The organism is Spirosoma foliorum (assembly GCF_014117325.1).
GTDB lineage: Bacteria > Bacteroidota > Bacteroidia > Cytophagales > Spirosomataceae > Spirosoma > Spirosoma foliorum.
The window spans coordinates 1854001-1869834 of the sequence record NZ_CP059732.1 but is presented as its reverse complement, the minus strand read 5'-3'; the positions used below and the strand labels follow the sequence as shown (position 1 = coordinate 1869834).

Genomic DNA, 15834 nt, shown 5'->3' with positions numbered 1-15834 from the left:
TTTATGAAATATTGATGGGTAGTCTTATAATAAACTCACTTCCTTCTCCTTCCATAGTCTCCACTGCCATTATTCCGCCATGCCCTTTAGTCACGATATCATAGCTTAATGACAGCCCCAATCCAGTCCCCTCACCAGTAGGCTTTGTGGTGAAGAAAGGTTGAAAGATCTTAGCCTTCACCGATTCAGGAATGCCCGTACCGTTGTCACGCACCAGTATCTCAATCCCAGTACTGATTCGTTTGGTACTCACCCAAACCGTTGGCTGGTAGGTTTCAGGTAGAGACAAGGCATGCCTTGTCTCTGCGATCTGTCGTTGGTGTACGGCGTAAAAGGCATTGTTGTAGAGGTTCAACAGCACCCGTCCAATCTCCTGAGGAGCCACTACCACCAGTTCCAGGGTCGAATCAAAATCAGTCACTAGCTCACAGTTAAATCGACCCGTCGAACCGCTCTTATCATTGGCTCTCAGGCCGTGATAGGCAATTTTGAGATATTCATCGGCCAGCGCGTTAAGATCAGTGGGTCGTTTCTCACCCGATTCGGTACGGCTGTGTTCGAGCATGCCTTTGACAATGCTGCTGGCCCGACCACCGTGGTGATTGATCTTCTGGAGGTTGCGGGTCAGGTCGTCGGCGATGGCCATAACTTCATCGGTGTTACCCGCTTGAACCTCTTCTTTTAATTCTTCAATGAGTTCGGTGGAAACTTCGGCGAAGTTGTTGACGAAGTTTAGCGGGTTCTGAATCTCATGAGCAATACCTGCCGTTAACTCACCCAGGCTGGCGAGTTTCTCTTTCTGGATGAGTTGGGTCTGGGTGCTTTTGAGTTCTGTGAGGGTATCTTCCAGATAGTCCCGTTGGGTCTCAATCTCTTCTTTCTGCTGCTGAACTTCGTTGGTGCGCTGGGCAATCCTTTCTTCCAATAGCTGATTTTCCCGACGCAAAGCTCTTGAACGGTAAGATATATACGCACGAAGCAGAATGGCAAAAACCAGTACATAAAAAAAATACGCCCACCAGGTTCGCCACCAGGGCGGTAAAATGGTGATCTGTATACGTGTTCCTTCTTCATTCCAGACCCCATCGGCGTTGGCCGCTTTGACGCGGAAGGTGTAGGTGCCAGGCTGTAAATCCAGAAAGCGGGCCTGCCGAGTGGCTCCTAAAGGCACCCAGGCCGTATCAATCGGGCTTAATTTAAACGCATATTCCGATTCACTACCCCGGTTATAGCTAAGCGCGGCAAACTGGAAAGCAAGATCGCTTTGATCATGAGGCAGGGTAATTTCTTTCGTGACCGAGATATGACTGGGTAGCTGGCCGTCAGAGCCAAGCGTAGCGGGCTGGCCATTGATGAGCAGGTCGGTCAGGACGATAGGTGGCGGTATCGGGTCGTCCTGAACCTGCTCCGGGAAGAACGCAACGACATCCCTATCACTGCCCGCATAGACTTCACCAGTGCTGGAGAACCAGATGGGCGTGAATAAACCCTTCAAACCGTTGCGCTGGGTAAAGTGGCGAATCTGATCGGTTTTTGGCGGTCCAGCGGTCTGGTCTAGCCGCACTAATCCGTTGCCCGTGCCAACCCATAAAATGCCTTGTTTGTCGCGATGAACACCAATCACGGTATTGTTTGGCAGGCCGTTAGTCTGGGTAAAGTGTTTCAGAACCCGCCCCTTGTCATTGATCAGAAATAGGCCACGGGTAAAATCACCCACCCAAAAACAACCCGGTCGGGTATCGGCTAACAGACACTGGACGCTGGAAAGGCCACTTTTATCGGTCAGGATGGTTGTAAATTGGCCTGTATTGGGGTCTAGCAACTGTACACCACCGCTTAGCGACGTGCCAATCCAGATTCGTTTCTGAGCATCTTCTGCCAGGGATAAAACATAGGTGCTATTTAGACCGGTGAACTGCCGTTTACGGGCTAACTGGGCCATAGCCTGACCTTCGGACGGTGAAAGAGCAATGCATTGGATGCCCCACAACTGGGGGTGATAGGGAGGAGCTACTTTCCACTGACTGTAGGCGTACGTGTCATTCGACCGATACCGCAGCCGATACCGTCCTGCTTTCAGGTGAATAACGTCTATCTGATTGCGGATTTGCCCCACTGGGCCATCGCCCGCGCTCTGCTTGTAGGTGGTAATCCAGATACGCTTGCCTTGTTCGTCTTCCAGCCAGCCATAATCGCGCTTCGTATCAGCCGTCCATTCGCCACCAACCACCAGCAGCAAATCGGTCGGCTGGTGTAAGCTGAAAGCCACCATTTGGTTTGTGTTGTTACCTGGTTGCCGGATAGCCGCCACGGGTTTCCGGGCTGTGGCCAGCGATTGGATGCGGGCGTATAGTTCAGGCGTATAGAGTGAGTCGGCCTGGTAATAGTGGGTAAACGCCTGACGAGCTGGGTCATAATGATCCAGTCCCTGAAAGGTACCAATCCAAAGCGTACCGTCAGAAGCCGGGAAAACCGCTCGTATATTATCATTCATCAGGCTATTGGCATTGGCCGGATCGTGCACCAACCGGGTAAACGTCCCGCGCTTCCTGTCGAATAGGTTCAGGCCCCCTCCCTGCGTTCCTACCCAGAACCGGCCCTGCTTATCCTCAGCCATGCCAAAGACATAACCTGTGCCAATAGACCGGCTGTTCCGATCGTCGTGGCTATACGTCGTTCGGCGCCCTGTTTTTCGATCCAGCCGCTCTAATCCGCCGTCAGTACCCAGCCAGATGACACCCGGCTCTGAGGGGGCCTCGTACATTCGAAAAATATACGAGATTGGTGCCGATCCTGGCATCCCCCGTTGGGTTACTTCAGGTTCACTGGTGATAGCCGAAAACTTAACCGCCCGGCTCTGTTTATACACGCCATCCTCAACCTTTCCCGCCCAGAATAAGCCAGTTAGGTCCACCAGAAACGAGATGATCTCCCCTCCGGCTTTTAGTCCATCCGGCTCATTACGTTTCTGATAACGCACAAACGATTGCCGACGACGGTCATACATATTCATCCCGTCGGTAGTTGCGAACCACAGATCGCCGTTGGGCGTTTCGGACAAAAACTTAAGCAGGCCCGGACTGGGGCTGTTGGGGTCGTTGGGCTTCGATACAAAATGCGTGAAACGTCCGGTTTTAGGATCCAGCCGATCCAGACCCTGGCTTGTGGGCACCCAAACGGTTCCATCCCGGTCTGGATGTACGCGTGTTACGGAATCGTCTCGAATCGAATAGGGATTTAGGGGGTCGTGTTTGAACTGCGTCACCTGCCACGTTTGGGGCGGTCGGGATGCCGCACCACCGGCGGTTCGGTTTACTAGAAATAAACCTTTACCCCGATTATACGAGGATACATAAAGCTGCCCCTGCCCATCCTCAGCCATGACCGTAATACGTTTGAAATCAGCCACTACAGCCGGGCTTGCCTTCGGTGTGATGCGGTTGAACCCATTTATTTTCGGGTCGAAGCGGTGTAGAATGCGTTCGTCCCCCGTTGTTGTTACCCAGATTGTGCCCGACCTGCCTTCTAAAAAAGCAAAATTATTAATGCTATTCGTATTGCTCAGATAGATCGAATTCGTCGCCAAACTGTGCGGATTGGCAGGGTTATGGCGAAAATAGGTCCAGGTCGCAGTTTTAGGATTTAATCGGTCCAGTAGGAAGAGATTGTCTCCGTAATTACCGGTGATCGTCCAGATATCGCCCCGCTGGTCTTTATGGATCAATCCGACGTAGTTCGCGCTTCGATTGCCTTCAGGCGCTTTCTGCGGATACTCGATAAATCGCCCGGTAGCCCGTTCAAAACGGATCAGTCGCTCACAACCAATCCAGATGTCACCGTTGTGGTCTTCATAGATGGACTGAACATTGCTTCCCCTAAAGGAATATTTATTTTTACTATCTTCTTGAAAGGCAATAATTTGCGTGCCATCATAACGGGCCAGGCCACCCTGAGTGCCCATCCAAATAAATCCCAGATGGTCCTGAATCATACAGGTGACCGAGCTTTCGGGCAGGCCATCGGCCACCGTCAGGTGCTCGAACCGGATGCGTTGAGATGGCAGGTCGACGGGTTGGGCGGGTTGCTGAGCCAACACACTGGATAGGATAGTCAGATTTAGCAGTAAGAGAAAGTATAAACGGGGGGTACGCATAGCGGTATGTATAGAAGAGGAAGGCCATTCACTACACTCGTATTAGCCATGCCAAAATAAGCAGCCTATCCCTGGAGAAGCTATCACATTTGGGACAAAAGTTGTCAGATTTGGGTCAATAGGCGGTGCTTCCAGAAAGACCCATTCCAAGTTATGATTAAAGCGGTAGTTAACCTCCGAAAGAATTAACTACCGCTTTTTCAAATACTCCAGCCATATTGACGACTACATTTCGCCGGGACTTAAGGTAGCATCACACTCAGTTCTAAGTGAGACGGATAGCTGGCCGACCGGAAAATAGAGTGCGTCGCTTTCTGGTAATCAGCCTCCGTTGCTTCGAAAATATTGGGTACGTATCGTTGTGGGTTCCGGTCGATCAGGGGGAACCACGTACTCTGCACCTGCACCATAATCCGGTGACCCTTCTGAAACACATGATCCAGCGAATGCAGATCGACGGTGAATGTTTCTACTTTATTGGGTTGCAGCGCCTGTGGTTTTTCGAAACTCTTGTGGAAACGACCACGCAGGATGTCGTTGGCCACCATGAACTGGTAACCGCCCATCTTTGGCTCTTTGGGGTAGCTTTCAGGATAGACATCAATCAGTTTCACCACCCAGTCGGCGTCGCTGCCGGTGGTGGCGGCAAACAGCTTAGCCAATAGGGTGCCTGTTACGGTCACGTCTTCGGTCAGCAGTTCGGTTTGCCAGCTGAGTACATCAGGGCGATTCTGCACAAATCGCTGGTCTTCAGTTAGCCAGGTAAACCAGCGCGAGCCGGGGCTATAGGTGGCTTCAATAGGCCGGGGTCGGTACGGTACGGGGTGAGCCGGATCCGAAATATACGTGTCTATTGCGGCTGCATCGTTGGGTTTCTCAAACGACAATTGGCCATTGGCCCGGAAATACAGATTTCGTTTCACCGATTCGGTGGGCGGCCATTGGTTGTAGGTTTTCCACTGGTTTTTACCCGTCTGAAAAGCGGTCACTTCGGGAAATTTACCGTCGCCCTTCCCTTTCAGGTGATAGGCAAACCAGGGCGCAAACATCGTCTGGCGAAACGTACTGGACGCCGTGGTATCGAAGTTGATGTTGCCCAGTTTACGGCCTTCGCCCCAGGCCCAGCCGCCATGATTCCAGGGGCCAACAATCAGGTGATTCTGCTGGTTAGCGTCCTCTTTTTCCCAGAGTTGGTAGGCTTTTATCGGCCCATAAAAATCTTCCTGATCCCACCAGCCCGCTACATTCTGAATGGCTACCTTAGGCTTCCCAATCCGGAACGACAGCGATTGCTTTTGCCAGAAAGGGTCGTAATTGGGGTGTTTGGCGAAGTCATTCCAGGTCGGCAGTTTACCCATGAAATACTTTTTATTGACGTTGGCCAGCGGCCCTAGTTTCAGATACCAGTCGTAGGTGTCGTAGCTGCTGAAGGCGAACATCGAATCGGTTTTAGTGGCTTCTTCCATAAAGGCGTACTCGAATCCGTAGCTCAGCCGGAAGGCTCCCTGATGGTGAAAGTCGTCGCCCATCCACATATCGGCTGGCGTGGCATGTTCCGAAATCGCTTTCAGTGCCGGATGCGGATCGATGGCCCCCATCACGCTCGTCCAGCCATCATAAGAGGTGCCATACATCCCTGCTTTCCCGTTGTTGTTGGGTACGTTTTTGAGCAGCCACTCAATCGTGTCGTACGTATCAGTGCTTTCGTCGATGGCTTTGGGGTCTTTTTTGTCGCGCGAAAATCGCTGCATTTCAAACTTTCCCTCCGATTTGTAGCGCCCACGAATGTCCTGCGCTACGAATATATACCCCTGGTCGGCCATAATTTTCGTGTAGGGAGACTGGTCGGGGAAGGGCGCGTGATCTACGCCATAGGGTGTCCGGTTAAACAGAAATGGCAACGGCTCATCGGCAGTTTTGGGCGTAAAGATGACCGTGTTTAGCCGAATGCCATCACGCATGGGAATCAGTACGTTCTGGCGAACGTAGCGGGTTTCGGTCGTGGTTTGGGCGACAATGGCGAAACAACTGGCCAGCCAGAAAACGAAGAGGAGCGTAAGGGTTTTGTTCATGGAGGTTAACGGACAATACTTGACAATTGACAGACAACAAATGACAATCTACTTTACCTTCCTGGCTTCGGTTGTCTTCCCGCCAGCGGTCATGTTTCGCCCAACAACTTTACCTGACGCATCACGGATAAATTCGAGTTGACCATCTGAATCTTTAAAGAAGAACCGGGCTTCAGTTTCGGGGAAAATTTTCGCCGTATTTCCATTTGTCCACCGGTAAAGCAACTGATTACCGGCGCGGGTGACAATATTTTTTCCCAAATCCCCCTGATATTCGCCTACATAAGATTCCAGAACCGTTTCTGGTAAGGCCACCGATTGCTTGAGGATGGGCTTATAAAAACCATTCCAGTTATAGACCGTGGCCACACTATTCGCTAGTTCGTCGAGAATGGCCCCGTTTTGCGAGTTGACCATAATCACCACGCCGTTGCCACCGGTCAGGCTTCCATAATACAGGCTCAGAAACCCCATATCGGATCCGCTATGTGAGAAATAGGTGTCTGCCCCTTTTTTAACAATGAATACGCCCAACGCTGCTGAACTATCCACGTAAGGTGTAAGCCTCAAGCGCGTCGTTTGCTGCGAGAGTACCTTACTGGATTTGCCCTGATAGGCCAACTGTGTTTCGATAATATACCGGCCTAAATCGGTTGGGGTTGTCCAGAGTCCAGCGGCTGCCTGTTCGGGGTAGATATGATGCTTTCCCGGAACTTCACTTCCGGATGCCCAGTAGCCCGTTGCCAGCGTGTTATCATTGACTGGCGGCTGCGTGTACGAACTGTTGACCATGCCCATCGGTTTCAGCACCCGCTCCCACATATACTGGTCATAGGGTTGATGGGTTACGTCCATAACCATAAGCTGGGAAATGGTTGTTCCGCCACCAGAGTACTGATACTTCAGGCCCGGTTCAAAGGCAGAACGAACCGCCTGAGTATTAGCCGGTTTTTGGCCATTAAGCACCTCCGGCAAGGTAGGAATGGCCTTATTGATCCCATAACCGGGGAAGCCGTGAATCGTCAGCCCCGCCGTGTGACTCAATAGGTTGGCCGTGTTGATTTTCCTGCCTTTGGAAACCGAATCATAGGGAAATTTCCAGGTGGTCAGGTAGTTGTTGATGTCGGCATAGAGGTCAATTTTTTTTGCCTGGACTAAGGCCAGTACACCCATGCTATTCAGCGACTTACTGATGGAGCCGGCCTGAAAACGGGTCTCGGTCGTGACGGGGTGGGCGGTTCGATGGTCTAATTGGGCCGTATCGGCCCAGCCGTAGGCTTTGGCCCACTCAATTTGATAGTTGTGAACAACGGCTATGCTGAGACCATGAATTTTGTAATAGCTCATGCGCTCTTGCAGTGTCCAGTCTTTGTCGTCGGGTGTACGGTTGACGTAGCTGGCTAAATGCTGCTCAACCTGCTGTATTTTTGACAGCACGTCTTTAGAATACGGAGCTGGTTGGGCGACAACGGCGAAGCTGCCGGTCAGCCAGCAAACGAGCATAATCGATACTAATACCTTCATAATGAATAAGTGATCGTTGTTTGGATATGTTTATGGCTTCCTGGCAGGAGTAGAATAGGGTGGATTGACTACCGAAGGGTGGGGCTCATTCTGCAGTAATTTCAGTGCTTCGTCAACTGCTTTTTCGAGTTGCAGATCATGACCTTTTGATACGGCATCGGCGGAGATTGTTTGCTCGATATCCGGCGAGACACCCGTGTTCTCGGCCACCCATTTGCTGGTCATGGGATCAAAAATGGCGTTATCAGGGGCGGTCATGGCACCACCATCGACAAAGGAATAATGCACCGACGATTTCACCAGGCCACCCCAGGTACGCGTACCGATCAGCGGGCCCACTTTCTGCTGACGGAAGATCCAGGGAAAGAAATCCCCTCCCGACCCTGCCAGTTCATTGATCAGGAGTACTTTGGGACCGAGTATGCCCGCGGGTAATCGCATGGCTTTACCGGCGGGCACTTCATTGGTAATAGACGCTCGTAGCCGACGTACCATCAGATCGACCATGTAATCGTCCAGCAATCCTCCTCCGTTAAAACGCTCATCGATAACGGCCCCTTCCTTATCCTGCTGGGCAAAATAATAGCGATTGAAACTGGTGAACCCTGCTCCTGATGTATTTGGCACCCACACATAGCCTAATTTCCCTTTCGACAATTCAGCTACTTTCCGCCGGTTATCTTCCACCCAAGCAAGCTGGCGCAGCGCATTTTCTTTGGTCGTAGGTTGCACCCGGATAGTCCAGGCACCTTCGGGTGTTGGTTTGGTATTCACCGTCAGGATGGTTTGCAACGTAGCAGTACCGTTCAGCGATTCATAGGGGTCTTTGTCGGCCGTCAGCGGTTGTCCGTTGATGGCCAGAATATAGTGGCCTTCTTCTACTTTCAGGTTTGGCTGAGCCAGTGGGGCGACCAGACCAGGGTTCCAGCTTTCGGTAGTATATATACGTTTGATTTTCCACCGTCCATCAACAGCAATCAAATCGGCACCCAATACGCCAACCCGTGAGGTATCCTGCTCCGGGAAATTGCCACCGAAAACGAAACTATGCCCTACCGATGTTTCTCCACCCAACTGGTCGAGCAGGTACGTCAGATCGGCGCGGTGTCTGATGTACGGAATCAATGGCGCATAGTCGTTCCAGACGGCCTGCCAGTCCCGCCCATGCATGTTTCGGTCATAAAAATAGTCGCGCTGGTAGCGCCAGGCCTCCGTAAAGATTTGCTTCCATTCATCGAGCCGGTTCAGTTCCATCCGTAGGTGCATCGGTACCGCTCCCGCCGTTGCACTTGGCGGTTTGGTTGTCGACACAACCTGCCAGTCTGTTCCGGATTTATACAATAGCTTTTCGCCATTGGCCGATACGGCAAACTCGGAACCTGATTTCACCAATTCGTCCAGTTTCTTGTCGGCAATGGTGTATTTGCTCAGTGTTTTACCCGTGGAGATGAGCAGGTGTCCTTTGGGGCCCGCCAGCAACGCTTCATAACTGCCTACCGGAATTGGCATCGCGATGATGCGCCGATCCAGATTCGTCCAGTCGATCCGGACGTTTTTGGCCGCCGTTGTGTCCTTTACGGCTACTTTTTTGCCCGGTTTAGGCTTGGTCGTCTCTTCTGGTTTGCTAAGGAGTGCAGGTTTACTGGTGCTATCAGGTTCTTCATCAGTTTTAAGCGGAAATGGGTTCGGGTCATCCTTACGCAGCAGGGTGATATAAGCCCCAAACGTTGGTTTAGCCTGTTGCGAACTGGTGTTGGCCCAGCCCGAACCCAGCGCGGCATTCGTACTCGCTAAAAAATACAGATAGCGTCCGTTTAGATCCCAGGCTGGCGACAAAGCATCGGCCAGGGGATCGCTCAGCGGTCGCGTTTTTTTACTGTCTGCCGACCAGACCATCACGTTTCTGAAATTATTAGCTGCGGATTTCGTGTAGGCCAGCCATTTGCTATCAGGCGACCAGGTGAGCCCCATATTATCCCGGTCTAAATTCATACCACCGGTATCGATGGTCGTAATAGCGCGGGTCGATAGTTCGAGTATCCTGACTCGTACCGCATTATCAGTGAAGGCAATAAACTTTCCATTAGGCGACCAGGTTGGGTTCCAGCCTAATTTACTCTCACCGATGGGGATTTTCCGTGGTTCCTTGATCCCTTCCTGATCAGCGATATACAGGGCATAACCCTCCCCGTCTTTATCCGAAAACCAGGCAATTTCTTTCCCGTCGGGCGACCAGACGGGCCTGCGGTCGGCTGCGCCGGAACTGCGGGTCAGGTTTCTGGGATCGCCGTTTTCAACGGGTACGGTAAATATATCGCCCCTGGCTTCTAATAAAATTCGCTTTCCTGTTGGCGACAGCGACGCATTGGTGGCCGATTTGGTTACCAGTTCTGTATGGGTCTCGCTCCAGGGAAAGTCGCCAATGACCGTTATGGCCAGTTGACTGCTTTTAGCCGTTGTGGGGTCAAGCAGGTGCAAATACCCATTGTGTTCATACACTAACTCGTTGCCATTGCCCTCCAGCCACTTGATGTCGCCATTGGTCAGTTTGGTTACCTGACGAAGAGCCAATGTTGTCGGATTATACGCCCACACGTTCATGATAAAGTCACGGTCTGAGAGAAAATAGATCTCGTCCTTCAACCAGATCGGATGGATATCAATGCTCCCCTGGGTGGGGATGGGTTGTTCAGTTAAGGTCTTTAGATCCAGTACTTGCAGGGGTGTATTTTGTCCACCCCGGTAATGCCGCCATTCGCTATCCCAGCGGCTTACCCGGTCAACGATGAGTTTAGTACCGTCTGGCGCATATCGACCGTCAAATCCCCACGGCGCTGGTAATAAGGCCGATGGCCCGCCTTTGGCCGAAACGGTCCACAGTCGATTGTAAGCCGTAGGCGCCGTTTCCCGGCTGGATGCGTAGAGCACCTGTTTGCCATCTGGTGTCCAACCTCGTGGATACGACGGGGCCGGGTACCAGGTAAGCCGGGTTGGACTTCCTCCCTGCGCTGGCACGATATACACCTGGGCTACACCCGACCGATTGGAGCTAAAGGCAAGCCACTTGCCATCCGGCGAAAAGTGGGGATTTTCTTCTGTGGCATCCGTACTGGTTATCCGTCTGGCTTCTCCCCCATTTTTGGGTGTTACCCAAATATCGCCACCGTATTCAAACGCGATTTGTGTGGCACTGACCGTGGGCTGTCTCAACAGGCGCGTCTCCGGTGTTTGTGCCCATACAGGTGCCCACGCGAGCAGCAAATTCAGGAAAACGAAGGCTATTTTTTTGGTTAACATCGTAGGAATGAGTTTTTTGAGAGGAATGAACAGGCAAACTACTTTATTTTCCTGGCTTCTGAGAATTGCCTATGCTTTTCATGAAAGAAGAAGTCTATAAAAAATTGGTTAGAGGATTTATTTCAGAAAATCCCACATCATTTTTCTCCGTCTCACTAGGGACGCTAGAGAAAGAGCAAAACGCAACTGAACGTGCAAGCGTGCAGAAAAAGAGGGCTGCTTTCACGGAGATTTTATGGTTAAAAAGAGGAATACTGATTAGGATGCGATGACTTGTCGGCGCATAAGCTGGCGTTCCCAGTAGGTCAGGCTCCGCCACACCCATTCGAGCGGACCAAACTGATAATACCGGAGCCAGATCGGGCTGACAATCAGTTGCAACACCCAGATAGCCCCCACCAGATAATAAAGCTGGTAAAACTGCCACTCAGCATACTGGTTCAGGCCATAGCCGTTGAACACGAATGTGCAGATCAGCGTGTGCATGACGTAGTTGGTAAAGGCCATCTGCCCGACAGCCGACAGTCGATTCAGGAACCCCTGCGCCCGACCCGACCGTCCGACGGCCCGGTGAATCAGCAGGATTAACAGGCTGGCATGGGCCATCACCAGCAGAATCCGCTGGAAGGGATAAATCAGGTCAATCCAGGAAATTGGATGTGTTTCAAAATAGACCATAAAGGCGGCTGTATTCGGGATGTTTGCGTAGCCGTAATAGAAGCTATAAGTTACCAAAGGGAGCCCTAGCCCGTAGCCTATCAGCATCGTTTGCCAATATCGTCGGCGCGACCATTGGCCTGTTACGAAGCCCCATTTATAGAGCGCCATACCCAGTAGCATCAGGGCCAGCGGATCCCAGAGGCCGAAAATCAGGTATACCGTTTGCTGTTCCAAAACCTCTTTCCGGTAGCGCTTAGCGACCGTAAAATAATCGTCTGATTTCATCATTCGAGTATGTTCGGCTATTTCCGCTTTATTGGGAAAAAATTGCTTTTGCGCTTCCTTCCAGTCTTTCACGATCTGCTGTTGGGCGACAGTCAGTTTCTGCCCTTGCTTCTGAACCGTTTGAATCGCCAAATAGGCCATGCGCTTGTTGCGTACATTCTGGTAGAAAAGCGTGCTGGCCACGAAGCCAATAATGGCTACCAGCGGTACGCCCATTGCCAGATAAGTTGGTTTCATCCTGCGGAACCAGAACGCTATTATACCAATGATGCCGTAGTAGTACAAAATGTCTCCCACCCATAGCAGCACGTGCGAATCGATCAGGCCATACAGCACCAGCCAGCCCATTCGCCGGAAAAACAAGGCCTTTCCCGACTGGCTATCGTGCCCCGGCCCGTCTTTCTCTTTGCGGCCCATAAACAGAATAATGCCTACGCCAAAAATCATGGAGAACAAAGCGCGCATCTTTCCTTCAAACAGGATGGTGATACCGGCGCTGACCCAGAAGTTAACATTGGTTGGGTCGCTTTGGAAGACTTCGCTGAAGCGCTCTGCCATAGAAAAGTACGGAATATTCATCAGCAGGATGCCCAGCAGGGCTACACCCCGCAGGATGTCGATGGTTTGGATGCGCTCAGCCTGCGAAATGGGCCGGTGGTCTGCGGTTCCCCGCTGGGGCATTCCGGATAGGGAAGCCTCAGCAATGGAGGAAGTTGTGGGTGAGAGATTCATAAAAGGGAGAGATTGAGGTTTAATTACTTTGTACTCGTCCGCGTTCTTCATCAGAGCCGGTGGCCCGGTTCCTGGCAGCTTTTATAGTCTTGCTGCCGAAACTGCGGGTGTAGGTCAGTCGAAATACACGCGGCTCAGTCAGAAATGTCATCGTTGTATTGATATTCAGAGCGGGAATCGTGCTGTTGTAGCGGCCAATGTTTGTCCAGAAAATGTCGCTCACCGTTAGCCGGAATGCGCCTTTATCCTTCGGCAGGAGTTTTTGCAACCCCAGTGTTACCTGTCCAAAACTCCGGCCCCGATACAGGCCAAACATAGTCGGACTGTAATAGAACCCCGTCAGTTCAGCGGTGAACTTGTTGGGCAACGTAAACGTGTGCGATGTGTTGATCTGGGCGTTCCAGAGCGTCCGGCTCACGGGGCTATCCTGATACAATGTTGTCAGGCTTTGCCACAGACCCGTCAGGTTGGTCTGACTTTTCCACCAGGGCGTTACCTGCCAGGGCAAACTGGCGGCTAAAGAGAGCGTTTGCTGGTGGTCGATGTTTTCGGCGTAATACTGAATCTGGTTCGTGACGGCATCGACGTGCGGCTGAAAACCGGCAATCACGTTCTGATCGAGGCTGTATTTGAGCGAAAAAACGTACGCATCTTTAAACGTATAACTCCCCTGCACGGCATCGGAAATGGTGGGTCGCAGCACCGGATTACCGGATGAAAAGGTGCTGAGGTCAATAAAACTCACAAAGGGCGCAATATCGTTGTAGGAAGGCCGGGTGATGCGCCGACTGTACGAGAGGTTGGCCGTATGGTTTTTCGACAGCTTCCGCGATAGAAACACACTCGGAAACAAGTTGCCATAGTCCCGGTTAAGTAGCGACTGACCATCGGGCCGATGAATATCGGTGCGGGTGTGTTCATAGCGCAGCCCTGCCTGGAGCGTAGTTTTGCTGTCTAAAGGCTGGTTCAGGCTTACATAGCCGGCCAGAATAGTCTCGGCTAATTGGTATTGCTGGGTATAGAACGAGTCAACTTTCCAGCCCTCGGCCATCAGCCTGTCCAGGTTTACGGTATTGTCCAAGCGGGTGGTAGTGGCTTTCAGGCCCGTTTCCAATCGACCTTTGGTACCGATTGGTTTGATGAAATCGGTTTTCAGCACCCAGGTCAGAATAGGCGTTTTTTTGCTGATCCGAATTTGCTCGTTCTCCTGAGTGCCGTTCGTAAAATCCTGCTTCGTGCTGTTGTAGGTATTGGGGTTGTCGTTGTGATAATACAGCCGGTCGAGGTCGATGCTCCATTCCTGTTTGTTACTGAAAACGTGCCGCAGGTTCAGGTTCAACAGCAGGTGCTGCCAGTGATTTGTTTCGGTATTGAGCAGGTTGCTCTGTTTTGATTGCGCACCATTGACAAGCGTAATACCCACATTATCAGCATTGTCCATGAAGTAGGTATTGTCGAACCCCGACACTAATCCGTTTAGCGTCGTTTGCGTACTCAGCGAGTAATCGAACCCCAGTTTAGCGTTGTAGTTAGTCGTAATCGGAAACCGGTTCGACTCCGTGTTTGTCGCCAGTGTCTGGCCAGGCTGCTCTACCACTCGATCAAATCTCAGATTCTGCCAGGTTTGGCTACGAAAAAACGACCCGTTGCCGTAGATATTCAGTTTCTGGCTACGTTGGTTGAGGTTGAGCGTTCCCGCCGGGCGGGCATACCAGCCATAGCCAAGCGTGGCCGAGACGTTGCCATTCATGCCGAAGTCACGGTTCTTCTTGGTAACGATGTTGATAATCCCTGCATCGCCTTCGGCATCGTAGCGGGCCGGGGGCGTAGTGATAAGTTCAATTTTTTCGATGTCGTTGGCCGCCATGCCTTCCAGCATTTGTACAACAGTAGCAATTGGCAGGCGGGTCAGTTTGCCGTTCATCATCACCATCACACCACCTTTTCCGCTCATGGTCAGACTGTTATTCTGTCGGTTTACAGTAATTCCCGGCGAGCGTTCTAAGACTTCGAGTGCCGTGCCGCCAGACGCCGTGATGCTGTTCTGGACATTTACCACCAGGCGATCTACCTGCTGTTCGTACATCGGTTTTTTGGCGGCCACCGTCACCTCGCCGAGCGTTTGGGTGGATTCACGTAGGGTCATATCCGGTAAGGCAACCGCGCTGGTACCGACCAGCACGACAGCCGACCGGTTTGTTACATAGCCGACCGCCGAGGCCACTAACCGGTACTGGCCCGGCCGGACGTTATCAAACGTGTAAACACCTGTTTCCTGGCTAATTGCTCCTTTCACCAAGGTTGAATCGCGAGCGTTGAGCAGGGCCACGGTGGCAAATGGCAGGGGTATGTTATGGAGGGTGTGGACAGAACCGGAAAGCGTAGTTTGGGCAATGCTAACGGTTGGCAGATAGGTAATGAACAGCGCAAAAAAGAGGTATAAAGTTTTCATGGAGTTGGGTGTGGATTTAGAAAGGATTAATCGTACTAGTAGATATCTGTAGGTGAGCGAACAGGAACCAGGCAGCGGCAATTAAAGCCAGGCTGGCAGCAAGGGTGAAGGCGATCAGGGCGAAGGCAAGGACGGTAGTGGAAAATTTAGACATGGCCATGGTGGTTTTGGTGACTGACTTTGAACAGTTCAAAGGTCACCTTACCCGAGTGGTATCGCTTTCACGTTTGAGTCAAAAACTGCTAAATTTGAGTCGATTCGACGATCCGATTCAGAAGCCTCAAGTCGGAGTTGGTGTATCAGCAGGATTTTCAAACGCAAGCCATGGCTAAACAGGCTGTGTTTGCATACATAGAGATTTGCGGGGCCGCCCGTGCGGTACAATCGCCAACGAAGGCATTCGGCGCTGGGGTATCTTTCCCCTTTTGACTATTATAATGGGCAACTACAAAATGTTGCTTAAAAAATTGTCCAGTGTTTTGTTGCAAGTCCCCTAGCTTACTACCTACAAGCTAGTACTTTACCAAACTAGATTCTATTGATTCTATCGGATTCTATTGCGGACATTCTACTGATAATCAATAGCTAAACCATCAATTAGAATCAACCGCGCGGGCGAACCCGGGAATCGCTAGAATCTATTGATTCTGATAATCAGG

Annotated in this window: 8 protein-coding genes; 1 reads left to right on the top strand and 7 read right to left on the bottom strand. The window is 51.5% G+C overall.

The genetic code is table 11. The annotated features are described in order from the left end of the window. Position 1: 1 nt before the first annotated feature. From H3H32_RS07560 to H3H32_RS07530, 7 genes are all read right to left on the bottom strand, one after another. Positions 2-4153 (bottom strand): sensor histidine kinase, encoded by a 4152-nt coding sequence (locus tag H3H32_RS07560; protein WP_182462124.1) that lies wholly within the window; start codon positions 4151-4153, stop codon positions 2-4. Between the two features lie 242 nt (positions 4154-4395). Beyond that, entirely contained in the window at positions 4396-6225 is a 1830-nt protein-coding gene (locus H3H32_RS07555; protein ID WP_182462123.1) for a CocE/NonD family hydrolase, read from the bottom strand. Positions 6226-6273: 48 nt separating this feature from the next. After that, positions 6274-7749 (bottom strand): serine hydrolase domain-containing protein, encoded by a 1476-nt coding sequence (locus tag H3H32_RS07550; protein ID WP_182462122.1) that lies wholly within the window; start codon positions 7747-7749, stop codon positions 6274-6276. A gap of 30 nt (positions 7750-7779) precedes the next feature. Continuing rightward, positions 7780-11046 (bottom strand): S41 family peptidase, encoded by a 3267-nt coding sequence (locus tag H3H32_RS07545; protein ID WP_182462121.1) that lies wholly within the window; start codon positions 11044-11046, stop codon positions 7780-7782. Positions 11047-11304: 258 nt separating this feature from the next. Beyond that, complete coding sequence (locus tag H3H32_RS07540; protein WP_182462120.1) at positions 11305-12723, bottom strand: DUF418 domain-containing protein; 1419 nt, start codon at positions 12721-12723, stop codon at positions 11305-11307. A gap of 19 nt (positions 12724-12742) precedes the next feature. Next, positions 12743-15175 (bottom strand): outer membrane beta-barrel protein, encoded by a 2433-nt coding sequence (locus tag H3H32_RS07535; RefSeq protein WP_182462119.1) that lies wholly within the window; start codon positions 15173-15175, stop codon positions 12743-12745. Positions 15176-15191: 16 nt separating this feature from the next. Continuing rightward, entirely contained in the window at positions 15192-15329 is a 138-nt protein-coding gene (locus tag H3H32_RS07530; RefSeq protein WP_182462118.1) for a hypothetical protein, read from the bottom strand. 110 nt (positions 15330-15439) lie between these two features. On the opposite strand from H3H32_RS07530, the gene H3H32_RS07525 reads away from it, so the two are divergent. Continuing rightward, positions 15440-15604 (top strand): IS3 family transposase, encoded by a 165-nt coding sequence (locus tag H3H32_RS07525; protein ID WP_374191869.1) that lies wholly within the window; start codon positions 15440-15442, stop codon positions 15602-15604. Positions 15605-15834 lie beyond the last annotated feature (230 nt).